Genomic DNA, 26963 nt, shown 5'->3' with positions numbered 1-26963 from the left:
CATTGTCAGGGGGCTTTTTACTATTCCCCGCTTTACCAGACGCCTATCCAGCGCTGCACCAGCAAGCTGCTGACGGCCACCGCGATCCAGACACCCAGGCCCAACAAGGCAGGCCGCGCTCCGGCTCGGGCCATCACCCGCAAATCCGAACACAGACCAATAGCCGCCAATGCCAGCACCATCAAAAACTCGGCCATGAAACGCAGCGGCTCCAGCCACTCCATCGGCACCCAACCCAGCGAGCGCAAACCGGAAGCCACCATGAACCAGACGATGAACCAGGGGAACACGCGCATCAGGTCAAAGTCCCGGCCAGCCTGACGCGAGCGCCACATTTCCAGACCCGCCAGAATCAGGCAAATAGGAATGATCAGGGTGGCACGCGTCAGCTTGACAATGGTGGCGTGGTCACCGGCCTGACGGCTATAGCTATAGCCCGCAGCCACTACCGAAGACGTATCATTAATCGCCGTTCCGGCCCACACGCCAAAACCTGCGTCCGACATATTCATCATGTGACCGGCCAGCGGGAAAATCAGCACCGCCACAATATTGAAGATAAAGATGGTGGAAATCGCCAGGGCGGTTTCATGTTCTTCAGGCTTCAGAATCGGTGTGACCGCAGCAATGGCCGAGCCACCACAAATCGCCGTCCCGACCCCGATCAAGGTGCGCAGCTTGGAAGGAATTCCCAAGGCCCGACCCAGCACAATCGCCGTGACAAAAGCGACAGTCAGCGTCACCAGCGTGACCGCCAGAGAGTCCATCCCGGTACGCATCACTTGCGGCAGGCTCAGGCCAAAACCCAGGCCAATAATCGACCACTGCAACAGCACTTTGGACGAAAAGCGCAGACCCGGCTGAAACACCGTGGCCACACCCATGCTGTTACGGACCACCATCCCCAACACAATCGCAAACACCGGGCCACCAATCAAAGGCCACAGTTTGCCCAGGCCCATCGCCGCCACGCCCACGGCCACCGACAACAAAAAGCCCCACCAACGCGACGGCTTCAGAGAGAAACCCGGTTTCCCCTGCGCCTTCAGGGCGGTGCCTCCTGCTGATAAATCAGTCACACTGCTCATCTCGTCATTCCAGATTGGTAATAATTAAAAGTAATTTTAGGTTGACCCCGAGTATTAAAAAATTCATTATTACTTATCGTAAGTATCAATTTTATTTATCATGAATGCGATCAGCATCAGACAACTGGAAGTGTTTGTCGGTATTGCCACCCTGGGCACTGTGCGCGCCTGCGCAGCCGAGATTCACTTGTCCCAACCCGCCGCCAGCATGGCCTTGGCCGAGCTGGAAAAGCAGCTTGACTGCCCCTTGTTTGAACGCACTCCGGGGCGCATGCAGCTCACCAGCCGCGGCAAACAATTGTTGCCGCACGCACGCGAGATTCTGGAGCGCCTGCGGGAAATGCAAAGCCAGCAGGAAGAAAGTGAACTGCGCGGCGAGATCCGCATCGGGGCCAGCAATACCGTCGGCAATTATTTGATTGGAGATCTGGTGGGCCAGTTTGTGCGCCAACACCCTCGTGTCTCCTTGCATGTGTCGGTGGACAACACGGCAAACATCATCAATCAATTGCTGGAGCATGGCTGCGACATTGCTTGCGTGGAAGGCCCGGTGAACCATCCACAACTGGAAACCTGGATCTGGCGCGAAGATGCGCTGGTGGTCTGCGCCGCCCCCGATCACCCGCTGGCGACCAAAACCACGCTGGAAAAAGCAGACTTTGCCGGGATGAGCTGGATTATGCGTGAGCGCGGCTCGGCATCACGCGCCCTGACAGAGCAAGCCCTGAACGTGCTGCCCGGTGGACATGTGCTGATGGAACTGGGCCAGGTGGAGGCGATCAAGCAAGCCGTCATCGCCGGGCTGGGTCTGGCCTGCCTGCCCCAAGCAGCCACCCTGGACGCTGTTGCCAATCAGCGACTATGTATTCTGGACACCCCATTTCTGGATTTAAAGCGCCGTCTGTCCCTGGTGTTGCATAAAGAACGCTATCGCAGCCAGGTATTAAGCGCCTTTGCCGACCACCTGCAAAGCCCTCCCGCCAGCGCTTCACCGCTCAAAACTTGACGCAAGTTTGCATTCTGAAGATGGTTGACACCCGCAGCAGTGCTATTCTTGCTGCAGTGCAGCACAAACAGAAGGGATCATAAGTCCCGATCTCCTGCCCACCTCTTGAACCGAGCGACGCCATGAACACTTCATCTGTTCCTACGCCACAAGCGCAAGACGACCCCAACTTTGCCCGCCCCGCCTATCTGCCCCCCTACGAAACCGTAGCCCTGGTCTTGCAAGGTGGCGGTGCCCTGGGTGCTTACCAAGCCGGTGTGTACGAGGGGCTGCTGGAAGCGGGAATTGAACCAGACTGCTTGTCCGGCATTTCAATTGGTGCCTTGAATACAGCGATTATTGCGGGCAACCCGCCCGAGCGTCAGGTAGAGCGCCTGCGAGAGTTCTGGAACACCATCTGCGAACCCTACTTTGGCTGGTCGGCACCCGCCTGCCTGGAACATGCCTTGTTTGGCATCAACGATGTCATGCGCGAGGCCATCAGCGCTTTCAATGCCAGCAATGCGCTGGTCTTGGGGCAGCGCGGCTTTTTCCGCCCCCGCTTTCCCCCACCGATGCAAGCCACACCAGGCGTGCCCGAAGGGGCCAGCTACTACGACACCAGCGCCCTGAAAGGCACACTGGAACGCTTGTGTGACTTTGATCGCATCAACGACAAGCGCCAGCGCATCTCGGTCGGCGCCGTCAATGTAGGTACCGGTAACTTTGTTTACTTTGATAACCATCGCACCACCTTGCGGGCCGAGCACTTCATGGCCTCCGGCGCCCTGCCCCCGGCTTTTGCACCCGTAGAAATTGATGGTCAATATTATTGGGACGGCGGCCTGGTCTCCAACACGCCCCTGTCCTATGTGCTGGACCAGTCGCCACGCCGGGACACCCTGGTTTTTCAAGTGGACTTGTGGAGTGCGCGTGGCCCGGTGCCCAACAATATGGGCGAAGTCAGCGACCGCTTGAACGAGATCCGTTATTCCAGCCGTACCCGTATGGTGACGGAAGACATGCGCCATTCGCAGTACATGCGCCATATCCTGTCGGAGCTGCTTGCCCTGATCCCGGAAGATCAACGCAAAGATCTGCTCCCTTGCCGCCTGGCTGAAGAACTGGCCAGCAGCAAGCGCTACAACGTGGTGCACCTGATCTACCGTAATCAGCCTTACGAGCAGCATTACAAGGACTATCAGTTTGGCCGCATCACTATGCGCGAACACTGGCGCAGTGGCCTGGATGATATCCGCCAAACATTGATTCACCGTGACAAGCTGAATATGCCGGAAAACCTGGCAGGCTTTACCACCTACGACGTACACCGCGAAGAGATCGAAAAAAGGCTGGCGAGCAACGGCAAGTAAGCCAGCCTGTATCTGGACTTAGCGGCGGCTTAGAACCATCGCGCCACTAAGCACAAAGGCCGTGCCCAGCAACTGCATGGCCGTAATCGGTTCCCCCAGGAACCAGTTCGCCAGGAACAAGACCGAGACCGGGCCAATCAGGCCCATTTGAGCGCTCATCGGTGCGCCTACACGCTCCACTGCCCACATGGTCATGAAGGTCGGCAAGACCGTATTGCAGACCGCGTGAATCATGGACAAGCCATATACAGGAGCAGGTTGCACCAGCCCCTGCCAGCCAAAGACCGCAAAGAAGTGAATCAGGGTATAAACCGCTGAAAAAGACATGGCATAGGCCACTAGCCGTGTGGAGCCAATCGCCTTGAGCAGCTCACCCGAGCCGATCAGATAAATAGCGTAGGAAATAGCCGAGCCCAGCACGCAGAGCGCTCCAAGCAGCACATCATCCCCGGTCAGGCTCAAGTCCTGCACAAAGACCAACCCCACCCCCAGATACGCCAACGCCAGCGCTAACCACTGCTTGGGCAGAATCCGTCGTTTCAGGAAGATGGCGGAGAACATCAGCACAAAAGTGGGCGACAAAAACAGGATCAGCCGCTCCAGCCCCGCCGAAATATATTCCAGGCCAATGAAGTCCAGCAAACTGGCCAGGTAATACCCCAGGAAACCCAGCACCACCAGCTCCAGCTTTTGGCGCCCCGTCAGCGCGGCCAACTTGCCTTGGCGTACCTTTCTGATCTGCCATAAGGCAATGGCCAGAAAAAACGGCAGCGACAAGAGCATTCGGAACCCAATCACGGTCAGCGCAGTGACATCGTATTGGTACGTCAGTTTGGCAACCACCGCTTTGGCGGAGAAAAGAATAGAGCCGCCCCCCGATAACGCCAGTCCAATTAAAAACGAACTGCGCTGCGCACTGGGGCCTTGACTAGCTTGCATGGGGATTCATCACTTTGCAGGGCAAGATGGTCAGCAAAAAAGCCGCTGGCCCTGACGGAAAAAAGAGTCGATAAAGGCAATAAGTTATTGATTCTACTCTTTGCCCCTAGCGGCGGCCATGTTGCACGCGAAGGAGTGGGCACACCCGCCCTGCTACGGATCATCAGCGGCCACAGGTTCTGCCAACTGAGGAATGCCAATGAGCTGCGTCACACTCAGTCACCAAGCAGACAAAAAAGCAAACAAGCGTTGCAAACACAGCCAAAGCGGCTTTAACAGGACTAGCTCAATAAAGACAATAACTTAGCTCAAAAACACCCGCAAGAAAGACCGAATCAGTACAAACTTTTGTGCTTTCCCTCTATGAAAACTTGCACATTTCGTAAAATACGTGCTATATTCTTTTTCTCTGGTCCCCGATAGCTCAGTCGGTAGAGCGACGGACTGTTAATCCGCAGGTCCCAGGTTCGAGCCCTGGTCGGGGAGCCAAGAAAACCATCGAAATCAGCCCATAGCATTTGCTTTGGGCTGATTTTTTTTGTCCTCGAAAAACGCACCCTTCCCATCACGAAAAACGGTGCCGCTAACATTTGGACAAAAAAACACCCAAAAAAGACAGCGGGACTGCATGTTGATGCAGCCCCGCTGTGGCTCTTTTCCCCTGACCTAGCCCCTGCCCGGGACGATGCCGCCGCTGCTAACGCACTACGTCGACCCGGGACTGGCAGAATCAGTCAGAAAGATCAGAAACGGTGCGTGATACCGACCGTGGCAACCGTGCTCTTCAGATCGCTGTAGTAGCCGATGTTGCGAGCGTAGGAACCAATCGCGTACAGATTGGTGCGCTTGGACAGGTTGTGCAGGTAGCCAGCGCTAAAGACGTGCTGAGTCTTGGCATCATCGGTGCTACGTGGGGTGGAGCGTGGATCAGCCATCGTCCAGGAAGCCAGAACAGAACCGGCCTTGCCGGTAGGAACCGTCACACCCAGGGCATACGTATTGACCTTCAGGTCTTTATGCAGGCCAGGACCGAACTGTTCGGTTTGCAGGGAACCACCGATGTAACCATTACGGCTTTGGCCAAACGCAGCGTGTACGGTGGCAAAGCTGAATTTGTAGCTGGCAGCCAGGTTCCAGGCGCTGACATTGCCGTCATCAGCCGCAACCAGGTTACCGCCCTGCTCACGAGCAGAACCGTAACGTGCCTGGTCAAAGCTCAAGGCCGCCTTCAATGGACCATTGCTGTAGCGCATGGCGACAGTGAAGGCTTTGACGTTGGCTTCGTCGCTATTGATGGCGTTACCCGTCAAACCGCTACGATTCCACTTTTGTGTGCCGTTGGTATTGAAAGAATAGCCAGCACCGAACTGGAAGCCCGAGAATTCGGGGCTTTGGTAGGCCAGCATATTGTCATAACGAACCGTGTTGGCCGAATCAAATGCCGCACCCACACCGTACTGGTAGCCGTTACCGCCAAAGGGGCTGGCCACACCAGCTACGTACAAGGACGTGATGGTAGTTTGACGACCCAGATCCACACGGCCCCAGGAATCACCGCTCAAACCCAAGGTGGCTTGGCGACCAAACAAGCGGTTCTGACGCGTATTGCCATCGCTCAGATCAAAGCCGCTTTCCAGCATGAAGTTGGCTTTCAGACCGTCACCCAGATCTTCGCTGCCCATCAGGCCCCAACGATTACCCATCCAACCCTGGTCATACAAACCAAAACGGCTTTGTTTGTCTGCGCCGCCTTTCAGGTCGCTACCCTTCCATTGTTCGTAACCCAAGCCAGTATCGAGCACGCCGTACAAGGTCACATTCGATGCCGCGTAAGCGGGGACCGCCAATACAGGCATCAACAAGGCTGCCAAGATAGTTTTTTTCATGTTCTCTGTTCTCTGTAAACGTCTGAATGCCGGATTTCTTATCGTTGTCCGACTCATATTCAAGTGCTGGGCCATGCTGTCCTCAGGGATGACTCCCCGATGCCAGGCCACGGCACTCCCTCCTATTTCTTGAAGCAAAACTCCTTAACCGATCCGCCCTGAAACAGGGATTGAATGGGGCTTGATAGTTGAAGGACATATACTGCAAGCATTTATATTTCAGACATAAACAATATTGATGTCAATAAAGCAAATCCAGCGTGTTTATTGGGTTTCCTACGCATTTTCCCTAGTTTTTCACCCACAGAGAATTCAGCAAAAAACAGGCTAATCATGCGCAAAGCCAATAAACAAAAGGCTTGCAACCATTTGCTACAAACCAGGCCCATAGACCTTATTGACCAGACGGTATGTTCCCAACAAAAAAATCAGGATTTACGCCTATTGCCAAGGTCACAAGCCGTTTTGCGTATATGAAAATAGGTTTCTCGAAAAATACTGCTTTACAAGCTCGATAGCTTCACCCTATAATCATTTTCTTTGCTGGTCCCCGATAGCTCAGTCGGTAGAGCGACGGACTGTTAATCCGCAGGTCCCAGGTTCGAGCCCTGGTCGGGGAGCCAAAAATACAAAAGCCCAGCTACGCAAGTAGCTGGGCTTTTCTACGTCTGATGCATCCTATCGCTGTTGTCGGATACGGTCGCGATACAGATACCCGACCTGCCCGCTCGGTGTGCACACCTGCCGCCAATTACCTTTCTGTTCAAAGGTATAGAACGGCTCATTATCAAACAGCTTTTCAATAACATCGCTCTTGCCATTAGGCTGAGCGCGCACATTGCTATAGCCGTCCTTATCCTGAATCACCGCCTGAACATTGAACTTGGCAGCCGAGCAGGCATCAGGACGAGCAGCCTGCGCCCTTGCTGGCGCCTGAATGGTGATTTCATACGGCACAAACGGGCGAATATCCAGAGCTTGCCTGGCCAGCAAGTCCATACGTTCGTCGTCAATCACGGCATTGGCCTGTGTCACCACCAAACGCAAATCATCATCGCAGGCGATTTCGCTGTGCCAATAGCCGGTGGCATAACGATCCGCGCTGGAGCCACCGAACTCATCAACCTCAATCACATCCTGGGCCACCACCTTATTGCTCTTTTTATCCAGCACCTGAATATGAACCTTCAACTGCTGCACACGGTCCAGACCGCTGTCAAAAGTAAAATTCGCCGCACACATGCCCTGATTCGCCCACACCGTGTCGGAATGCCACATCTGAATGGCCTGAGCCTGGCCCGACATCAAGGTCCCCATTAACAAGGCGGCACCTGCCAGCGTTACGCTTTTACGAAAAACCACGTCCCTCTCCCTTTTGCGATATAAATCCAAGCGCTCTTATACACAAAAAAATTGCAGGTCGGTACTCTAAAAAACGCGCTTCCCGGCGCTTGCCATCGGGGACTCAATAAATTCATCCCACACCCCCGGGAACTGGCGATAATGCACCATCCCATACCCCCGACACGAATGCCTGTTTATTAGGGCACACCAACTCCTTCGCGACTCGCCTTTTTTTATGCTTGATACTCTTTTCCCCTTTCTGGGGGGACTTGGCCTTTTTCTGATTGGCATGATGCTGTTGTCCGAAGGACTGGTGGCTTTTGCGGGCGGCTCCCTACAGCGAATTCTGCTCGCCTTTACCGGCAAGCCCTTCAAGGCCTTCGCATCCGGCGCCCTGATCACCGCCCTGGCCCAATCCTCTACGGCCACCACCGTCACACTGATTGGTTTTGTCAGTGCGGGCCTGATCTCCTTTACACAAACCATAGGCGTAGTCATCGGCGCCAGTTTGGGCAATACCGCTACCGGCTGGATCATTTCCGGCCTGGGGTTGAAAGTAAATCTGGGCTTTTACACCCTGCCCCTGATTGGTTTGGGTGCCTTGCTCAAACTGCTGGCCCCGGGTCGATACAAAGAGCTGGGCCGCGCCCTGGCCGGGTTTGGCACACTATTCCTGGGACTGGGCATGCTGCAAGAAGGCATGCAGGGGCTGGCAGCCAATTTCAGCCTGGCCCACCTGCCTGCGGGCGGTTACGGCTCCCACCTGCTGATCATGCTGACAGGCCTGGCCCTGACCGCCGTGCTGCAATCCTCTACCGCCGCTATCGCCATGACCTTGACGGCTCTGGATGCCGGTGCCGTCAGTTTTGATCAGGCCGCCGCCATTGTTGTGGGCGCATCCATAGGCACCACCCTGACCGGCGTGCTGGTTGCCATAGGCGGCACCATTTATGCCAAACGCACGGCCATTGCCTACATTCTCTTCAACGTCATTGCGGGTTTATTAGGGCTGCTGATCCTTCCCTTATTCCTGAAGGCCATGTACGCCACCGGCTCGTACATCAACGTCCCGCCCGGCGCCGTGGGGCTGGCGGCCTTCCATAGCCTGTTCATCGGTCTGGGCGCAGCCCTGTGCCTGCCCTTTACCCAACAGTTTGCCCGCTGGGTGCAACGCCTGGTGCCGGATCGCTCTGCCCGCCCCCAGCACCATCTGGACGACAGCTTGCTGCAAGTGCCGGCCCTGGCCCTGGAAACTACGCAACGCACGCTGGAAGAGCTGGCCCGACGCTTGCTGAACCTGTATCAGCACAGCCTGAATATGAGCCGCCCCAGCACCGCCACCGCCGACCTGCAGCAAATCGAGACCGTGCTGGATCAAGCCTATGAGTTTGTACTGCGTATCCCCAGCGCAGCCGATGATCCCACTGTTGCCGCCCGTATCAGCGCGCTGTTGCACGCCATCGACCACATGCAGCGCCTGCGTAGCCGTCTGCAACATCAACCCGGCACCGATCTGCACGACAGCCGCTACCAGCAAGCTCAAACCCTGGCCACAGAGCTGAACACCCTGGCACAACAAGGCCTGCACGGCCAAGCCCCTGCTGACTGGCTGGAGCAACTACAAGCCAGAACCCAGGCCCTGGCTGAACGATTAAGCGCTGTGCGCAGCCAGCTTCTGGCCGCGCCACAAGGTCATGATGATGCCTCGCGCACCTTGCGCATCACAGACACGCACCGCTGGTTTGAACGCAGCAGCCAGCACGTCTGGCGCAGCAGTCATTATTTACAACTGGCTCGCGAACCCAAAGCGTGACACGGTGGGGCGTACGCCCCGCTCGCAGCATAAAACTCATATGACAAGAATATATAAAACAGACGTGTTTTAAAGCCGACAGAAACTCAATAAACAGATACCAAGATTCACGCCCATAGTAAGGATTCCCCCTTACAATCGGCTCAAATTCACGCTAATGGAAAAATTCCATGTCCACCCGGCCAAATCTACAATTCCATACTTTTTTGCTGTTGCTGGCCGCCGTATCCGCTGCCTTTGTCTGGATACTTCTTCCCTTTTATGGCGCCGTATTCTGGGGTGCCGTTCTGGCTATCTTGTTTGCCCCCTTGCAGCGCAAGCTGCTGGCTAAAACCAAAGGCCGACGCTCCTTGTCAGCCCTGATCAGTTTGCTGATCATTATTTTGATCGTGATTATTCCGGTCATCCTGGTTTCCATTTCACTGGTTCAACAAATCGCCTCTCTGTACGATTTGATGAATAGCGGCCAATTGAATCCTGGTGCCTATCTGCAAAAGATTCTGAATGCCCTACCCCCCAGCGTGCATGAATTTGCTGGCCGTTTTGGCCTGCATGACTCTGCTTCCCTGCAAGAGAAGTTCTCGCAATTTGCCGTCCAGGGCGGTCAATTCCTGACCAAGCAAGCGCTGAACGTAGGCCAGAACACCTTCCAGTTCCTGGTCAGCCTGGGCATCATGCTGTACATGCTGTTCTTCCTGCTGCGTGACGGCGTGGAACTTGGTCGCCACTATCGCCAACTGATCCCCTTGAGCGAGAACCAGAAGACCCACCTGTTCCGCAAGTTCACGACCGTAGTACGTGCCACCGTCAAAGGCAATATCGCGGTAGCAGCCACACAAGGTGCGCTGGGCGGGATCATGTTCTGGTTCCTGGACATTCAAGGAGCCCTGTTCTGGGGCGTGCTGATGGCGGTTCTGTCCCTGCTGCCTGCGGTAGGTGCCTCCCTGATCTGGGCCCCAGTAGCCATCTACTTCTTCGTCTCGGGCCACTATGTCCCCGGCATCATTCTGACCACCTTCGGCATCCTGGTGATTGGCTTGGTAGACAACCTCCTGCGCCCCCTGCTGGTAGGCAAAGACACCAAGATCCCGGACTACGTCATCCTGATCTCCACCCTGGGCGGCTTGTCGATTTTCGGCCTGAACGGCTTTGTGATTGGCCCGCTGATTGCTGCCATGTTCATCGCTTGCTGGGACTTGTTCCCCTCGGCGGTCAGCGCCCGTGTGGAAGCTGAAGAACAAGAACACACCGCCAAATAAAAACAGGCCAGCATCATGCTGGCCTGCGAATCACTGACACCGATCGCGTCAAACCCCAAGGGCTTGTTCCTTGCTTTTCAAAAGCACAGAACAAGCCCTTATTCTTTTTCTTAGGTCCGCAACACAGGCAGGAACACAATCCAGATATTGACGGCCAGCGCCAGGAACCAGACCAGCGAGCGCAAGGTAGCCTTGTTCAATATGTACATCAACACGTACAGCACGCGCAGCACAATCCAGGAAATCATCAGGCTTTGGACCCGCAGCGCATCCGCACCCGACCACAAAGCCAGCAAGACTGCTGCATAAAAGAAGGGTAAAGCCTCAAACGCATTCGCCTGCGCAGCATTGGCCCGAGCACGCCAACCCGTCAAACTGGCCAGCCACGGACGAGGGTCATGATTCGTAAATCCCGCCGCACCCGCTTTGGCACAAATCGCCGCCAACCAAGGCAAGAAAGCCGCTACCACCAAACTGATCTTGATCCCCAGCATCATCGTCCCCTTCACAGGCTGAAAACATTCAACATAGCACGCCATACCCTAAATGCGCGCGCAGAATTTACAAACCCGAAAAAAACAGGATATACTTATCGTCTTAGGTTAGCCGATGTAGCTCAGTCGGTAGAGCAGCTCATTCGTAATGAGAAGGTCGAGGGTTCGATTCCTTTCATCGGCACCAGCTAATCTAAAACCATTGAAATAAAATAATCAATATTAATCAAATCAATGGTTTCGATTCTTCATACCAGACACATTTGATAGCCTGTTTTTGTGAAACCTCACGGCTCAACAATTTGGCTGACATGCTCCGGGATATTCCAAGCACCTCCCGCTCGAATCAGAGCGCAACGCCCGGTGTCACCACGTTCGCTTTCAACAAAACGGGTTCCATCCCAGACCGATGCTTCATAGCTCCAGCAATCACCCAGCCCACGGCCCTTCATGCTGGACGAAATGGTTCCGTTATCGTAATCAGTAGCGCCCGTACTCACTAGCACCGGATCAGACTGCACATTGTTCTTGATAACAAAATAGGCCGACCCGCCGTTGTAAGCAGCTAGCCAGCATGGTGCGCCAACCAGGGAGTACTGCTGATTCAGCCGTGCGATTCCCCATGGCTCAGACAAGATGTCATCACTGCAGGATTGTTCTTCATCAGCGGCCAGTACCTTCAAAAGCACAGGCCTTATCAAGGCGTCCTCTCGCTCTGTCATGGGGCGCAGGCTTTTATCCATAACCGGGGCGCGGTTGATAACTGGCGCAGCAACAGGTGCCTTTACCGAAGACTCACTCCCCTTTCCTTTACGCAAAATGGCCCCTGGCGTATTTACACGCCCTTGGACGTCGTCCATTTTCAACAAGACGGCACTTGAGCCTGCGCCTGAGAATAGATAAGTACTGCCACTCTGACGAAAAGAAATGGCTTCGTCTTTTTTCAACGCTGTCAGAAACCGGCTTAACTGTGCCTCATCCATTTGCCATGACTCATCACCCGAAAAACTCAATGAGCCTGCTTTACGACCAGCAATGATCAATTCTGGAGGTGAGCCTTCCTGCCACTGGGCATCACTATAGTGAGCAAGCATGACTTTGTTTGCGACCGGCTCCCCACTGCCAGCCTTGCGAGTCAACAACACCGTTGAACCCTGTTCTTCGCCATCAGCCGCATAACCGGCCGCACGGCACGTTAAGGTGTTATCGCAGCTCAGGTCCCAATCCTTATGAGAAAACGTGACTGCCGCAGCATTCGCTGCTGCACTTCCCATACATAGTGCCAGCAACAGGGTTGCCGTTTGTGCCGAGCAAAATGCACTGCGAGCTTGTTTCTGCCTACTCATTTCCTCTACTCCCTATTGTTTTGTTACGCATAATTTACTCGACTGTATGCTATTGGGCACCTCAAATAAAAAAGCCCCTTCCGGAGCTTGTTTGTTGAGCACAGAGACCAGCTATTCGTCATTCCAAAGCAGCGCATTAATGTAGGTCAATGACAAACCAGCTACCCGTACGAAATCTTGATTTATGCGCTAAGCTTTCCCGGTTACGGCAACAGTCTTGCAATCTGGATGCCGCCTGTTCGGAGAGAAGAGAGAATCATGTATTACGGTGAGCGTTTCAATGCCTGGTCACATCTGGTCGGCGCGGTTCTGGCTGTTAGCGGCGTATCCTGGCTGCTGGTCATGGCCAGTTTTACCGGAGACCCCTGGCGCATCACCAGCACGGCAATCTATGGTGCCACGCTGATTCTGCTTTACCTGATCTCCACTCTGTACCACTGCTTCAAGGGACGGGCCAAGAACGTATTTCGCAAGATGGATCACTTTTCCATCTATTTGCTGATTGCTGGCAGCTATACGCCGTTCTGCCTGGTCACGCTGCGTGGCCCTTGGGGCTGGACTCTGTTCGGCGTGGTCTGGGGCTTGGCGCTGATTGGCATTCTTCAGGATATCCGCCCTCGTTCGCCTGCTCGCATATTGTCGCTAGTGATCTATGCCCTTATGGGATGGATTGTGTTGATCGCACTGGGGCCATTGGCATCCGGTCTGGGTTCGCAGGGATTCTCCTGGCTGGCGGCAGGTGGGGCGATTTATACTGCCGGGATTGTTTTCTTTGTGTTTGACGAGCGCTTTCGGCACTGGCACGGTATTTGGCATTTATTTGTCCTGGCTGGCAGCGCAGCGCATTTTCTTGCCATCGCCCGGTATGTCGTCATGTAAAGCCAAGCACAGGGTATCAGTACGCAATACAAGCCCCTACGGGCCAGACAAATAATCAAGCCACATCCACATCGAGTAAATTCTGATGCGCAAATACCTGAATCCCATTGCAATTGGCTTGCTCAGTCTCCTGGCTGTGGCCAGCCATGCGGCTTCTCCCAATCTGTCCGTCACGGCTGAGGATCTTAGAAATCTACGCTCAGCTTCAACTGCACCTCACGGAGCAAACCCGGCATCGACCAAGTCGAAAGACCCTGCCCTTGATTCAGAGTTCAGCCGAAACTTCCAAAAGGCTTTGAACAATGAGGAGAAGGCACGCCAAGCCGCCCGCGAACAACAGCTAGAGCGTAACCACCGCCCTCAGTTTGATCAGAACAATAAAGCGTCCAATCGCTTCGGCCCGCCCGACAACAAGAAAGACAATATGGGGATTTATTTTGATTCCAACGGCCCCGCTGCCACTTCTTGCAAAGAAGACGAACTGGGGAAAACTCGTTGCAAAGTGCGGGAACTGCGATAGATACTCGGACGGCGCAAAGCTTCGCTGAAATTGGGAAGATGGCCATTAAGCAGCATGTCATGCAGGAATTCACTCAATGAGGCCTGCACGGCAAGCCGAAGGGACAACTGATAAAAGCCCTCGCCAAAATGAAACTCGGTGTGCACATTGGCCGAAACCGGCAGGGTAATGCCAGAGCCCCAGACAGACTCGCTACTCCCCTGCCGCACACTACCCTGACAGCGGCTCATCATTCAAAACAACGTGCCGCAGCCTTGGATTGCACCGGAAACATAAAACGCCCTCTGACACTCAAACAATTAGAGGGGGCAACTTGCCCCCTCTATACAGATTATCTGGCTACGGCTCTTTCCTAGTTCAAGAACTCATCCACCAACTCAATCCAATGCTTGACCGAAGTGCGGCCTGCCCCATTCAAATGATTCCCGCAGGCCATATTGGCCGTAACAATCAGATCAGGCTTGCTGCTTTCCAGCGCATCCATCTTGCGGTCCCGCAGGCGTCCAGCAATTTCAGGTTGGGTCAGTGAGTACGTACCAGCCGAGCCGCAGCATAAATGGCTATCGGGCACTGCCCCCAGATCAAAACCCAGACGAGTCAACACAGCCTCGACTCGTCCACCCAATTTCTGCGCATGCTGCAAAGTACACGGGCAATGAAAAGCCAAGCGTGGGCGAGTTTGCGCGTTCAGGCACTCCTCCAAAGGCTGCTCCTCCAGCACTTCAACCAGATCCTTGGCTAGTTCACTGACACGACGAGCGCGTTCTGCATAGGCAGGATCATTCCTGAACAGGTCTACATACTCTTTGACAAAGGCCCCACAACCGCTGGAAGTCTGCACAATCGCCAGCGCTCCTTGTTCGATCTGCGGCCACCAGGCGTCGATATTGCGACGTGCCTGCTCCAGTCCCTGTTCTTGGGCGCCCAAGTGAAAGGACGAAGCGCCACAACAACCGGCCTGGGCAATGGGGGTGACGCTAATTCCCAAGCGGTCCAGCACACGGGCGGTAGCGGCATTAATGGACGGTGCCATCGCTGGCTGCACACAGCCTTCCAACATCAGGACACGCTTGTCATGCCGCTGCGCAGGCCGCGTCAAATTTGCATTTTGCTTGGGCGGGATTTTTTCCTGCAGGGAGGACGGCAGCAAGGGGCGCATGGCTCGCGCTACCCCCAGCAAAGCGCCGACTCGGCCAGGTTCCGGAAGAATCTGCGTCAATGCCACTCGCATGGCGCGGTCCTTCAAAGGCCGCTTTACTTTGGGTTCCAAAGCAGCCCGGCCTATATCCAGCAGATTGTGATATTTAACCCCCGACGGACAGGTGGTTTCACAGTTACGGCAACTCAGGCAGCGGTCCAGGTGATGCTGGGTCAGCTCCGAGGTTGCCTTCCCTTCCAGGAACATCTTGATCAGGTAGATACGGCCACGGGGACCATCCAGTTCGTTACCTTGGTCCAGATAGGTCGGACAGGTGGCGTTGCAAAATCCGCAGTGCACGCAGGAACGCAAAATGGCCTGAGCTTGCTCGGCCTGCGGCAGTTCTTGAGCCCATTGTGTCAATTGTGTTTGCATGTGGACTCCACCGAGGGAAATAAACGGCCAGGGTTGAAAATGGCAGCAGGGTCTAGCTGTTGTTTCAAGCGTTGATGCCACATCAGCAAAGACTCGGGCAATTCATCTTGCCCGGCGCCCTCGCCCGACCAGCAACGGGCATGGCCCTTCAACGCTTGCGCCTGTGCATGGATCTGCTCAGCAGAGGCGTCGGACTTCAGCCAAAGCTGTGTCCCACCCCAATCGACCAGCATGGCACCCGGCCATGTTTGTACCGGCGCATCAACCGGCAAGGCAATTCGCCATAAGGTACCGGATTGCTTGAAGAAATCCAGACTCTGTTCGCACAAATCATTCCAATACGACAGGTCCAAAGCTTCCCCGCCGATCTGCTCCTGAGCCAGTTGCACAGAACTGTCGCCACCTTCCAGGCGCAAATGCAAACGACCATCCTGCCAAGCAGCACCGGTAATGGGTCGGCTTTGATCACGCCAGGTACGCAGTAGCCCCGCCATTTCTTGCTGAGCCACATCCAGAACCAGACCCGCTCGACTACGTGGACGCGGCAATACCTTGAAAGACACTTCGGTAATCACGCCCAGAGAACCTTGGGCACCGACCATCAAGCGCGATACGTCATAACCAGCGACGTTCTTCATGACCTGACCGCCAAAGCGCATATGCGTGCCCATGCCACTAATCAGACGGCAGCCCAAGACATAGTCACGCAAGGCACCCACCCAGGGGCGACGCGGTCCCGACAAACCACAGGCTGTCGCACCGCCCACAGTGGCCCGCCCCTCAAACACGGGTGGCTCGAAAGGCAAACATTGGCCCTGCTCGTTCAAGACCGCCTCCAGTGCTTGCAAGGATGTTCCTGCACGCACCGTCACCACCAGCTCTGCCGGGTCATAGTCGACGACACCTTCATGGCCCGCCAAGCTCAGGTCTTGCCCTTGAACGGCTTGGCCCAGAAAGGCTTTGGTATTACCGCCTACAAGACGCAAAGGCGTTTTAGTTGCCAAAGCGTCTTGAACCTGCTCCAGCAATTCAACGCTGCGATCCTGACTCTTATGTTCTAAGGTACTCATCAGAAGCGCTCCAACTCAGGGAAAGGCAGTTGCCCGTGATGGATATGCATACCGCCCATTTCGGCACAGCGATGCAGCGTAGGAATATTTTTCCCGGGATTCAGCATGGTTTTAGGATCAAAAGCCGCTTTGATCGCGTGGAAAAACTGCAGCTCGTCTTCATTGAACTGCACGCACATCTGATTAATTTTTTCTCGTCCCACGCCATGCTCGCCGGTAATCGTGCCGCCTACTTCCACGCATAGCTCCAAAATCTTGCCGCCCAAGGCTTCGGCGCGCTCCAGCTCACCCGGCTCATTCGCATCGAACAGGATCAAGGGGTGCATATTGCCATCGCCCGCATGAAAAACATTGGCGACACGCAAGCCATACTCCTCAGAAAGTTCGGCGGTTTTCTTGAGTACATAGGCCAACTGACGGCGCGGAATCGTGCCGTCCATGCAGTAATAATCAGGGGAAATACGCCCCACAGCCGGGAAGGCATTTTTACGTCCGGCCCAGAAGCGTTGCCGCTCCTGCTCATCGCGGGCGACTCGTACCTCTTGAGCCCCGGCCTTGAACAGCACCTGCTCCACACGAGCCACATCGTCCTGTACATCTTCCAGAGCACCATCAATCTCGCAAAGCAAGATCGCCTGGGCATCGACGGGATAGCCTGCGTGAATAAAGTCCTCGGCCGCACGGATGGACATTTGATCCATCATCTCCAAGCCTGCGGGCACAATGCCTTGAGCAATAATCTGCGCGACAGCATCAGCGGCTTTTTCTACCTCATCAAAACTGGCCAGCAGCACCACGGTACAGGGAGGACGCGCCAGCAGTTTGACGGTAATTTCCGTGACAATGCCCAGCATCCCTTCGGAGCCGGTAAACAAAGCCATCAAATCAAAGCCGGGAGAATCCAGTGCTTCTGAACCCAAGGTCAAACGCTCGCCGGTGACAGTGATCACTTCCAGACGCAAGATATTGTGGACCGTCAGACCGTACTTCAAGCAGTGCACACCGCCAGCGTTCTCGGCCACATTACCGCCAATCGAACAGGCAATTTGCGAAGAAGGGTCCGGTGCGTAATACAGCCCGAAAGGCTGAGCCGCCTGAGAAATCGCAATATTGCGCACGCCGGGTTGTACCCGGGCAACGCCAGCGACCGGATCCAGATCCAGGATCTGATTCAAGCGCGCCATCACCAACAAAATACCCTGCTCCAAGGGCATGGCGCCACCCGACAAGCCTGTGCCCGCCCCACGAGCGACAACGGGTACACCTATTTCATGGGCCAAGCGCATCACGGCCTGCACCTGCTCCACATTGCGTGGCAGCACGACCAGCAAAGGTTTGCTGCGGTAGACGCTTAGTCCGTCGCATTCATAAGGATGCAGTTGCTCATCGGTGTGCAGCACATCCAGGCCGGGAATATCATCACGCAGACGGCTCAGTAGCTGCATCTTGTCCACGCGGGGCAGCACGCCATCCAGTTTTTCGTCATAGCGCAAGCTCATCACACCTCCTGTCTTTTAAAGTCTCCTACAGCGGATGGTCTTTGATGAGGGCGGGCTTGTCCAGCCACGGAGATGCTGGTCTGACCAGTTTTTACCCTAAGTGCCTATCAGGGTTTATCTTTATACTTATAAATCAGACAGATAGATAATCAGCCTGCTATTATTTCCACAAGCATGGAACTGGTCTGACCAGAAACGAAAATGGGGTTTTAAAGCACATTGGGATCAGTCAGGCATGGAAATACAGAAGTCCCGGTGTTTGGAGACAAGCCACACATGAAGACCCAGCATCCCAAGCGTTTGGAAGCCACTGCGGAAATGGTCGCCCAACGCCTTGAGTCCTTGATTATGGATGGCGTCCTGAAACCAGGACAAGCACTGCCATCCGAGCGGCAATTAACACAAAGACTGACCGTGTCGCGCTCTGCTCTGCGAGAGGGCCTGCAGATACTCCGTGTCCGTGGTCTGATTGAAACCCAACACGGTAAAGGCTCATTCGTGACCAACCTGATTGATTCGGCTGTCAGCAAACCGCTGGAGCATCTGCTGCAAGCGCAGGGGCGCACTCTCTATGATTTACTGGAAGTCCGTGAGCTACTGGAACGTGAAGCGGCTCAACTAGCCGCCTCCAGAGGCACTGAAGCCGATCACATCATGATTCGACGGCGCTTTCAGGAGCTGGAGGATCTACAAACGCAAAACGCGGCCCCCGAGCAAATTGCACGAGCTGACCATGCTTTTCACCTGGCAATCTGTGAGGCCTCGCACAATCCCGTTCTGGTGCACATGATCAGCCTGTTCAACGACTTGATGCTCTCCACGGTGCGCCTGTCCGTGCAGCATCTGTATCCCGATCATGACTCCAAACGCAAGCTGGACAGGCAACATGCTCGTTTGTGTAATGCCGTCACTCAAGGGCAAGCGGACCTGGCACGGCGGGCCGCGAAAGAACATATTGATGGAATACGCAGGCAGCTTCAGGAACTGGAGGCCAAACAATTACGGCTAGAACATGCCCGCCAGCGCCTGAATGGCTTGTAGGCGAGCTTATTTCGCCAGAAGATTGGCCAACATATAACCTGATCCCGCCCCTGTCCCTGCACCGGGCCAGGTCGAGGCGCCACACAAATACAGATCCTTGATCGGCGTCTTGTATTTGGAATAACCAGCCACAGGACGGAAGAAAAAGTTCTGATCCAGATGGTGACTGCCCGACAGGTTATCACCACCAATCAGATTAGCGTTGAATTGCTCCAGATCCTGTGGCGACATCACGTGGCGAGCCAGAATCTTGCTGCGCAGTCCGGGAGCGTAGCTTTCCAGCAAGTCCAAGACACGTTCCGCATAGGCGTCTTTAAGCTGCGACCAATCTCCTGCTGCTATCTGGCCTGAGGCATCGCCATTAACCTGTGCAGGCAGAACACGCACCTGAATCCACAAAGTATGCTTGCCCTTTGGTGCCCGGGAAGGATCCAGCGCCGTACCTTGCCCAACGACCAGAACAGGCTCTGCAGGCAATAAGCCAGCAGCCGCTTCGGCATAGACTCGGCTCATCATTGCCATGTCGGGTGCCAGATGTACATAGGAAAAACGCTGTAGCTCGGCACCCGCTTTCCAGTCAGGCAGACCATCCAGCGCCAAGTGAATCATCATGGTGCCCAAACCGGGGCGGAAGGCATCTACCTTCTTCTGATAATCCTTGGGAACGGCAGCGGACTGCACCAGACGACCAAAAACTAGCTGAGGATTCAGATTAGCGATCACCGCTTTGCGTGCTTTCAGACGGCGACCATCGGCCAGAACAACACCACTGGCACGACCATTCTCTTGCTCTATCGTTTGCACAGGGGCATTCAACAACAACTCCCCACCCAGTTCCTGCAACAAGCTCGTCATGGCGCGGATAATCGTATCTGCCCCGCCCTGGCCGATCACCATACCAAAGGCTTGGTTGGCCATGGACTCCAGATAAGGAAACAGAGCACCGCCTGCCGTATCTGGTGTGAAATCCACATGCAACCCCCAGGCTGCCATCATGGCTTTCAAGGAATCGCTCTCAAAATGACGGTCCAGAAAATCACGAGGCGTCGCCAGCAGCAATTGCATCAACTCTGCGACGCCATCCTTGCCCAGCTCGCGCCAGCTCTTCCAGGCGCTTTTCATCAGGCCCCAGGAAGGCATAGGGCTGCCAAGCACAGCAAACAGATGAGGAGCTTTACGTTGGAAGTCGCCCAGCATGGCTTGCCAAGCCTGAGCGTCTTTCTCAGAGACCGCCCGGATACGATTCAAGGTCGTTTCCAGATCTGTGCTGACGCCCAAATAGCTTTGATCCCGGAACACGCTGGCAAAGCAATGTTCTGCAGGAACGAAAGCCAGGCCATGACGGCTGAGCGCATCTTTATGACGCTGGAAAAACGCAGAGCCCGCAAAGGAGGACAGGTTCATGGCGCAGACATCATGCTTGAAACCAGGCAAGGTCAATTCCTGAGTGCTGACTGCACCGCCTGCCGAACCTTTGGCCTCGACGACTTGAACCTTCCAGCCCCGGCTGGCCAGTTCAACTGCCGCTGCCAAGCCATTGTGCCCTGCCCCAACCACAATCGCGTCTACTACTGTCTCTGCACTCACGGGCAACTCCTTTAGCTCTAAAGTATTTATCCGTATTCTACGGTGCAAAGGGAGAACTGAGTAGGAATTTAAGAGAAGGATTGCGGGCGTATACGTTGGTGCCAATCAGATTAGGGGTGAAGCCATCTTTGAGTGGATGCCTTACTCAAAAGCAATGTGAGTAATGGCTACGCTAGTCTTAGCTGACAGATTTGAGATTTGAAGATCGTCAGCAGCTAACGCTAAGCACGTCAGAGTCGAACGACCACCATGTAGATAGAAGGAGCGAGGAGGGACTGTACAGAAGGGAGGATAAGCCTGCCCGGAACGAGCGTTGAGATGCGGTCTGCAGGGTGCAGAGTGGGGCTATCGGGTAGTAATGGGAGATAATCCTGCCCAGAACGGGCGTGAAGAGGCGGCGTGGGCCTGCCCTGATCGGTCCAGGGGGTTTGGACCTGCACTACAGACTGAGCACAGTGGCAGAGCTACCACCCTGCAGGTAGCAGATGGCACCTCTACGATTTGGCCGCGCATAAAACAAAACCCCCGCAAGCGAGTCGCTTGCGGGGGTTTTGAGGAATAAGAGCTTGACGATGACCTACTTTCACAGACGTCCGTCCACTATCATCGGCGCAAAGGCGTTTCACAATCCTGTTCGGGATGGGAAGGTGTGGGACCACCTCGCTATGGTCGTCAAGCGTAAACTGGTTGCCGAGTCGTCTTTCAAGGGACGCCCCAGCCAATTGGAAGAAGCACCTTGCTGTGATCAGTACGGATCAATCAGCAAGTGTTTGCGAAGGTGTCGAGCGCGGGTTGCGCTGCACTTCAATATTACGTTCTGTGGTCAACAACTTAACTCACTACAACCTCAAGGGTTATAGGATCAAGCCACACGGGCAATTAGTACTGGTTAGCTACATGCATTACTGCACTTCCACACCCAGCCTATCAACGTCCTGGTCTCGGACGACCCTACAGGGAGGTCAAGCCTCCGGGATATCTAATCTTCAGACGAGTTTCCCGCTTAGATGCCTTCAGCGGTTATCTCTTCCGTACGTAGCTACTCGGCAATGCCATTGGCATGACAACCGATACACCAGTGGTACGTCCACTCCGGTCCTCTCGTACTAGGAGCAGGCTCCGTCAAATATCCAACGCCCACGGCAGATAGGGACCAAACTGTCTCACGACGTTTTAAACCCAGCTCACGTACCTCTTTAAATGGCGAACAGCCATACCCTTGGGACCGGCTACAGCCCCAGGATGAGATGAGCCGACATCGAGGTGCCAAACACCGCCGTCGATATGAACTCTTGGGCGGTATCAGCCTGTTATCCCCAGAGTACCTTTTATCCGTTGAGCGATGGCCCTTCCATACAGAACCACCGGATCACTATGTCCTACTTTCGTACCTGTTCGACTTGTCAGTCTCACAGTCAAGCACGCTTATGCCATTGCACTATCAAGACGATTTCCGACCGTCTCTAGCGTACCTTCGAACTCCTCCGTTACACTTTAGGAGGAGACCGCCCCAGTCAAACTGCCCACCATGCACGGTCCCCGATCCCGATAAGGGACCTAGGTTAGAACCGCAAACAGACCAGGGTGGTATTTCAAGGTTGGCTCCACGCAATCTGGCGATCACGCTTCAATGCCTCCCACCTATCCTACACAGGCCGGTTCACAATCCAATGCAAAGCTACAGTAAAGGTTCATGGGGTCTTTCCGTCTAGCCGCGGGGAGATTGCATCATCACAACCATGTCAACTTCGCTGAGTCTCAGGAGGAGACAGTGTGGCCATCGTTACGCCATTCGTGCAGGTCGGAACTTACCCGACAAGGAATTTCGCTACCTTAGGACCGTTATAGTTACGGCCGCCGTTTACCGGGGCTTCGATCAAGAGCTTGCACCCCATCACTTAACCTTCCGGCACCGGGCAGGCGTCACACCCTATACGTCCACTTTCGTGTTTGCAGAGTGCTGTGTTTTTAGTAAACAGTCGCAGCCACCGATTCACTGCGGCCTCTTCATGCTTTGTGCGCAGGCACATCACACTAATGAGGCATACCTTCTCCCGAAGTTACGGTATTAATTTGCCGAGTTCCTTCTCCTGAGTTCTCTCAAGCGCCTTGGAATATTCATCCCGTCCACCTGTGTCGGTTTGCGGTACGGTCTCGTAGAGCTGAAGCTTAGAGGCTTTTCTTGGAACTGCTTCCAGTTAGTTTAGAGCCGAAGCTCTATTCAGTCACACCCTTGAATTACGCACCCGGATTTGCCTAAGTGCCTTCTATGATGCGCCAACGGGGACATCCAACACCCCGATAACATTCTGCAATCCGTCCCCCCATCGCACTCTACGACGGTGCGGGAATATTAACCCGCTTCCCATCAGCTACGCATCTCTGCCTCGCCTTAGGGGCCGACTCACCCTGCGCCGATGAACGTTGCGCAGGAAACCTTGGACTTACGGCGAGGGGGCTTTTCACCCCCTTTATCGCTACTCATGTCAGCATTCTCACTTCCGATACCTCCAGCATTCCTCACGGAACACCTTCACAGGCTTACGGAACGCTCTCCTACCATGTGTACTAAAAGTACACATCCGCAGCTTCGGTCTATGGCTTAGCCCCGTTACATCTTCCGCGCAGGACGACTCGATCAGTGAGCTATTACGCTTTCTTTAAAGGATGGCTGCTTCTAAGCCAACCTCCTGACTGTCTATGCCTTCCCACTTCGTTTCCCACTTAGCCATAGTTAGGGACCTTAGCTGGCGGTCTGGGTTGTTTCCCTCTTGAGTCCGGACGTTAGCACCCGGTGCTCTGTCTCCCGTACTGTACTTGCCGGTATTCGGAGTTTGCCATGGGTTGGTAAGTCGCTGTGACCCCCTAGCCATAACAGTGCTCTACCCCCGGCAGTAATATACGAGGCACTACCTAAATAGTTTTCGGAGAGAACCAGCTATCTCCAGGCTTGTTTAGCCTTTCACTCCGATCCACAGCTCATCCCCTAATTTTTCAACATTAGTGGGTTCGGTCCTCCAGCACGTGTTACCGTGCCTTCAACCTGGCCATGGATAGATCGCCTGGTTTCGGGTCTACACCCAGCGACTGAATCGCCCTATTCGGACTCGCTTTCGCTACGCCTCCCCTATTCGGTTAAGCTTGCCACTGAATGTAAGTCGCTGACCCATTATACAAAAGGTACGCAGTCACACCACGAAGGTGCTCCTACTGTTTGTATGCATATGATTTCAGGATCTATTTCACTCCCCTTCCGGGGTTCTTTTCGCCTTTCCCTCACGGTACTGGTTCACTATCGGTCGATCACGAGTATTTAGCCTTGGAGGATGGTCCCCCCATATTCAGACAGGATTTCACGTGTCCCGCCCTACTTGTTCGATGCTTAGTTCCACGTACTGAATTTCGCCTACAGGGCTATCACCTGCTACGGCTGGACTTTCCATTCCATTCGACTATTCAATACGCTAAAACATCCAGGCTGATCCGGTTTCGCTCGCCACTACTTCCGGAATCTCGGTTGATTTCTTTTCCTCGAGTTACTGAGATGGTTCAGTTCACTCGGTTCGCCTCCACATGCCTATGTATTCAGCATGGGATACCGTATTACTACGGTGGGTTTCCCCATTCGGACATCTACGGATCAAAGCTTGTTTGCCAGCTCCCCGTAGCTTTTCGCAGGCTACCGCGTCCTTCATCGCCTGTGATCGCCAAGGCATCCATCATATGCACTTATTCGCTTGATCCTATAACGCTTGGTGCTGTTATAGGAATATGAGTATACGTTGTTGCCGTTCATCAATCCTTAGCTGTCATTCAATCCGAAGATCGAACAACGTCTATATTTTTGAGAACTTTCGTTGAACATAATTTGTTCTGTTGCAATCACAACCCGTGTATTGTCATCACAAGGCGATAAATCGCTTTGCGTTTATTAGACAACACACCTTCGTTGTGCTTCTTCCTAATTGTTAAAGAGCAATTCGTGGGTTGTATAACCCAACGAGCAGTATTCTTGTAAAAGAACACTCTTCGTTGAATCTAACGCCAGGTCAACCGTTGTTGGCCTGTGCCCTATACTCTGTCATGAACCTTGCTGTATCTACCAACCACAAAAGCGGTGGTGGAGGATGACGGGATCGAACCGACGACCCCCTGCTTGCAAAGCAGGTGCTCTCCCAGCTGAGCTAATCCCCCGAGGTAATCGTTGGTGGGTCAAGTTGGAATCGAACCAACGACCCCCGCCTTATCAAGACGGTGCTCTAACCGACTGAGCTACTGACCCATCTATCACCAGTGGGCGATACCTTCAATGGTCATGACATTAACTAACAGCCAATAAGTGTGGACGCTTTCGCTTTGCGAGCCATTCGCTCTAAAAGGAGGTGATCCAGCCGCACCTTCCGATACGGCTACCTTGTTACGACTTCACCCCAGTCATGAATCCCACCGTGGTAAGCGCCCTCCTTACGGTTAGGCTACCTACTTCTGGTGAAACCCACTCCCATGGTGTGACGGGCGGTGTGTACAAGACCCGGGAACGTATTCACCGCGACATTCTGATCCGCGATTACTAGCGATTCCGACTTCACGCAGTCGAGTTGCAGACTGCGATCCGGACTACGATCGGGTTTCTGAGATTGGCTCCCCCTCGCGGGTTGGCGACCCTCTGTCCCGACCATTGTATGACGTGTGAAGCCCTACCCATAAGGGCCATGAGGACTTGACGTCATCCCCACCTTCCTCCGGTTTGTCACCGGCAGTCTCATTAGAGTGCTCTTGCGTAGCAACTAATGACAAGGGTTGCGCTCGTTGCGGGACTTAACCCAACATCTCACGACACGAGCTGACGACAGCCATGCAGCACCTGTGTTCCGGTTCTCTTGCGAGCACTGCCAAATCTCTTCGGCATTCCAGACATGTCAAGGGTAGGTAAGGTTTTTCGCGTTGCATCGAATTAATCCACATCATCCACCGCTTGTGCGGGTCCCCGTCAATTCCTTTGAGTTTTAATCTTGCGACCGTACTCCCCAGGCGGTCAACTTCACGCGTTAGCTGCGCTACTAAGGCCTAACGGCCCCAACAGCTAGTTGACATCGTTTAGGGCGTGGACTACCAGGGTATCTAATCCTGTTTGCTCCCCACGCTTTCGTGTCTGAGCGTCAGTATTATCCCAGGGGGCTGCCTTCGCCATCGGTATTCCTCCACATATCTACGCATTTCACTGCTACACGTGGAATTCTACCCCCCTCTGACATACTCTAGCTCGGCAGTTAAAAATGCAGTTCCAAGGTTGAGCCCTGGGATTTCACATCTTTCTTTCCGAACCGCCTACACACGCTTTACGCCCAGTAATTCCGATTAACGCTTGCACCCTACGTATTACCGCGGCTGCTGGCACGTAGTTAGCCGGTGCTTATTCTGCAGATACCGTCAGCAGTACCTCGTATTAGGAGGTACCTTTTCTTCTCTGCCAAAAGTACTTTACAACCCGAAGGCCTTCATCATACACGCGGGATGGCTGGATCAGGGTTTCCCCCATTGTCCAAAATTCCCCACTGCTGCCTCCCGTAGGAGTCTGGGCCGTGTCTCAGTCCCAGTGTGGCTGGTCGTCCTCTCAAACCAGCTACGGATCGTTGCCTTGGTGAGCCTTTACCCCACCAACTAGCTAATCCGATATCGGCCGCTCCAATAGTGAGAGGTTCCGAAGAATCCCCCCCTTTCCCCCGTAGGGCGTATGCGGTATTAGCCACTCTTTCGAGTAGTTATCCCCCGCTACTGGGCACGTTCCGATATATTACTCACCCGTCCGCCACTCGCCACCAAGAGAGCAAGCTCTCTCGTGCTGCCGTTCGACTTGCATGTGTAAAGCATCCCGCTAGCGTTCAATCTGAGCCAGGATCAAACTCTTCAGTTTAATCTCTGTGGTTGTCCCGTCTTGCGACGAGACCGATTGTGTCTCAAAGAAAAATTCAGAGTTACACAAGGTAATTCTTCATCTTTCGTTTGTGAGCACTTGATACAAACTTGTGGCGATCCCCGAAGGGTTCGACTCGCTCATTCCAAGCGCCCACACTTATCGGCTGTTAATTGTTAAAGAGCAGTGACAGTTGCCTGTCGTTCTACTGACTAACCCGGCTGGCTCGTCGCGCTTAGCGCTTCGTGCCTTGCTGTGTTAGCAGCAGAGAAACGAGATTATGAAGCAGATCAGGTAGTGTGTCAAGCGTTTTTTTGAAGAAGTTAGAAAGTTTTAAAACCATCCAACTCGTC

17 protein-coding genes, 5 tRNA genes and 3 rRNA genes are annotated in these 26963 nt (G+C 54.3%); 10 read left to right on the top strand and 15 right to left on the bottom strand.

The genetic code is table 11. The features are described 5' to 3' along the window. Nucleotides 1-32 precede the first annotated feature (32 nt). On the bottom strand, nt 33-1088 hold the full coding sequence (locus JYG33_RS00795) for a YeiH family protein (RefSeq protein WP_207873740.1): 1056 nt from the start codon (nt 1086-1088) through the stop codon (nt 33-35). A 100-nt stretch (nt 1089-1188) separates the two neighbouring features. Between JYG33_RS00795 and JYG33_RS00790 the strand changes: the two genes are divergently transcribed. Beyond that, on the top strand, nt 1189-2094 hold the full coding sequence (locus tag JYG33_RS00790; protein ID WP_207873738.1) for a LysR family transcriptional regulator: 906 nt from the start codon (nt 1189-1191) through the stop codon (nt 2092-2094). 122 nt (nt 2095-2216) lie between these two features. Continuing rightward, nucleotides 2217-3446, top strand: a complete 1230-nt coding sequence (locus JYG33_RS00785; protein WP_207873736.1) for a patatin-like phospholipase family protein — start codon at nt 2217-2219, stop codon at nt 3444-3446. A gap of 18 nt (nt 3447-3464) precedes the next feature. Here JYG33_RS00785 and JYG33_RS00780 read toward each other — a convergent pair whose 3' ends face one another. Next, a complete protein-coding gene (locus JYG33_RS00780) occupies nt 3465-4385 on the bottom strand; it encodes a DMT family transporter (RefSeq protein WP_207873734.1) in 921 nt (306 codons plus the stop codon). 413 nt (nt 4386-4798) lie between these two features. On the opposite strand from JYG33_RS00780, the gene JYG33_RS00775 reads away from it, so the two are divergent. Next, nucleotides 4799-4874 (top strand) — tRNA-Asn (locus JYG33_RS00775). Nucleotides 4875-5128: 254 nt separating this feature from the next. On the opposite strand, the gene JYG33_RS00770 is transcribed toward JYG33_RS00775, so the two are convergent. Continuing rightward, nucleotides 5129-6271: a porin gene (locus JYG33_RS00770; RefSeq protein WP_207873732.1), complete on the bottom strand. Its 1143-nt coding sequence runs from the start codon at nt 6269-6271 to the stop codon at nt 5129-5131. A 547-nt stretch (nt 6272-6818) separates the two neighbouring features. Here JYG33_RS00770 and JYG33_RS00765 point away from each other — a divergent pair. Further along, nucleotides 6819-6894: transfer RNA gene (locus JYG33_RS00765), tRNA-Asn, on the top strand. 55 nt (nt 6895-6949) lie between these two features. Here JYG33_RS00765 and JYG33_RS00760 read toward each other — a convergent pair. Further along, nucleotides 6950-7633: an IrmA family protein gene (locus JYG33_RS00760; RefSeq protein ID WP_207873730.1), complete on the bottom strand. Its 684-nt coding sequence runs from the start codon at nt 7631-7633 to the stop codon at nt 6950-6952. 217 nt (nt 7634-7850) lie between these two features. On the opposite strand from JYG33_RS00760, the gene JYG33_RS00755 reads away from it, so the two are divergent. Together JYG33_RS00755 and JYG33_RS00750 are read left to right on the top strand one after the other, a co-directional pair. Further along, nucleotides 7851-9428 carry a Na/Pi symporter gene (locus JYG33_RS00755; RefSeq protein ID WP_207873728.1) on the top strand — a complete coding sequence of 526 codons (1578 nt, stop codon included), beginning with the start codon at nt 7851-7853 and terminating at the stop codon, nt 9426-9428. A gap of 170 nt (nt 9429-9598) precedes the next feature. Then, nucleotides 9599-10687, top strand: a complete 1089-nt coding sequence (locus tag JYG33_RS00750) for an AI-2E family transporter (protein ID WP_207873726.1) — start codon at nt 9599-9601, stop codon at nt 10685-10687. Between the two features lie 110 nt (nt 10688-10797). Here JYG33_RS00750 and JYG33_RS00745 read toward each other — a convergent pair whose 3' ends face one another. Continuing rightward, the gene (locus tag JYG33_RS00745) at nt 10798-11181 is read right to left on the bottom strand and encodes an MAPEG family protein (RefSeq protein ID WP_207875683.1); all 384 of its coding nucleotides are present in this window, start codon (nt 11179-11181) and stop codon (nt 10798-10800) included. 111 nt (nt 11182-11292) lie between these two features. Here JYG33_RS00745 and JYG33_RS00740 point away from each other — a divergent pair. After that, nucleotides 11293-11368, top strand: a tRNA-Thr gene (locus JYG33_RS00740). Between the two features lie 100 nt (nt 11369-11468). Here the strand turns inward: JYG33_RS00740 and JYG33_RS00735 are convergent. Further along, nucleotides 11469-12527: a DUF1176 domain-containing protein gene (locus tag JYG33_RS00735; protein ID WP_207873724.1), complete on the bottom strand. Its 1059-nt coding sequence runs from the start codon at nt 12525-12527 to the stop codon at nt 11469-11471. 258 nt (nt 12528-12785) lie between these two features. Between JYG33_RS00735 and JYG33_RS00730 the strand changes: the two genes are divergently transcribed. Together JYG33_RS00730 and JYG33_RS00725 are read left to right on the top strand one after the other, a co-directional pair. After that, on the top strand, nt 12786-13406 hold the full coding sequence (locus tag JYG33_RS00730) for a hemolysin III family protein (RefSeq protein ID WP_207873722.1): 621 nt from the start codon (nt 12786-12788) through the stop codon (nt 13404-13406). 295 nt (nt 13407-13701) lie between these two features. Further along, nucleotides 13702-13926, top strand: coding sequence for a hypothetical protein (locus JYG33_RS00725; RefSeq protein ID WP_207873720.1), 225 nt, complete (start codon nt 13702-13704; stop codon nt 13924-13926). A 352-nt stretch (nt 13927-14278) separates the two neighbouring features. Here JYG33_RS00725 and glcF read toward each other — a convergent pair whose 3' ends face one another. The 3 genes from glcF to glcD are packed head-to-tail and all read right to left on the bottom strand — an operon-like array spanning nt 14279 to nt 18068. Then, nucleotides 14279-15499 carry a glycolate oxidase subunit GlcF gene (glcF, locus tag JYG33_RS00720; RefSeq protein ID WP_207873718.1) on the bottom strand — a complete coding sequence of 407 codons (1221 nt, stop codon included), beginning with the start codon at nt 15497-15499 and terminating at the stop codon, nt 14279-14281. Next, nucleotides 15484-16569, bottom strand: a complete 1086-nt coding sequence (gene glcE, locus JYG33_RS00715; RefSeq protein WP_207873716.1) for a glycolate oxidase subunit GlcE — start codon at nt 16567-16569, stop codon at nt 15484-15486. Before glcE ends, glcF begins: the two co-directional genes overlap by 16 nt. After that, the gene (gene glcD / locus JYG33_RS00710) at nt 16569-18068 is read right to left on the bottom strand and encodes a glycolate oxidase subunit GlcD (RefSeq protein ID WP_207873714.1); all 1500 of its coding nucleotides are present in this window, start codon (nt 18066-18068) and stop codon (nt 16569-16571) included. Before glcD ends, glcE begins: the two co-directional genes overlap by 1 nt. Nucleotides 18069-18344: 276 nt before the next feature. Here glcD and glcC point away from each other — a divergent pair, with 276 nt between their 5' ends. Continuing rightward, nucleotides 18345-19109 (top strand): transcriptional regulator GlcC, encoded by a 765-nt coding sequence (glcC, locus tag JYG33_RS00705; RefSeq protein WP_207873711.1) that lies wholly within the window; start codon nt 18345-18347, stop codon nt 19107-19109. 6 nt (nt 19110-19115) lie between these two features. Here the strand turns inward: glcC and JYG33_RS00700 are convergent, their stop codons facing one another. The 6 genes from JYG33_RS00700 to JYG33_RS00675 all read right to left on the bottom strand — a co-directional run bounded on the left by JYG33_RS00700 (nt 19116) and on the right by JYG33_RS00675 (nt 26610). After that, a complete protein-coding gene (locus JYG33_RS00700) occupies nt 19116-20696 on the bottom strand; it encodes an NAD(P)/FAD-dependent oxidoreductase (protein WP_207873710.1) in 1581 nt (526 codons plus the stop codon). 564 nt (nt 20697-21260) lie between these two features. Beyond that, nucleotides 21261-21373 (bottom strand): 5S ribosomal RNA (gene rrf, locus JYG33_RS00695). Between the two features lie 181 nt (nt 21374-21554). Beyond that, nucleotides 21555-24439 (bottom strand): 23S ribosomal RNA (locus tag JYG33_RS00690). Nucleotides 24440-24814: 375 nt separating this feature from the next. Next, nucleotides 24815-24890 (bottom strand) — tRNA-Ala (locus JYG33_RS00685). An 11-nt stretch (nt 24891-24901) separates the two neighbouring features. After that, nucleotides 24902-24978: transfer RNA gene (locus JYG33_RS00680), tRNA-Ile, on the bottom strand. 93 nt (nt 24979-25071) lie between these two features. Further along, nucleotides 25072-26610: ribosomal RNA gene (locus tag JYG33_RS00675) — 16S ribosomal RNA — on the bottom strand. The 16S, 23S and 5S rRNA genes sit together here with 2 tRNA genes alongside, the layout of an rRNA operon. Nucleotides 26611-26963: the final 353 nt, after the last annotated feature.

The organism is Alcaligenes sp. SORT26 (assembly GCF_017377875.1).
GTDB lineage: Bacteria > Pseudomonadota > Gammaproteobacteria > Burkholderiales > Burkholderiaceae_B > Alcaligenes > Alcaligenes parafaecalis.
This window is presented reverse-complemented; position numbering and strand designations above follow the sequence as displayed.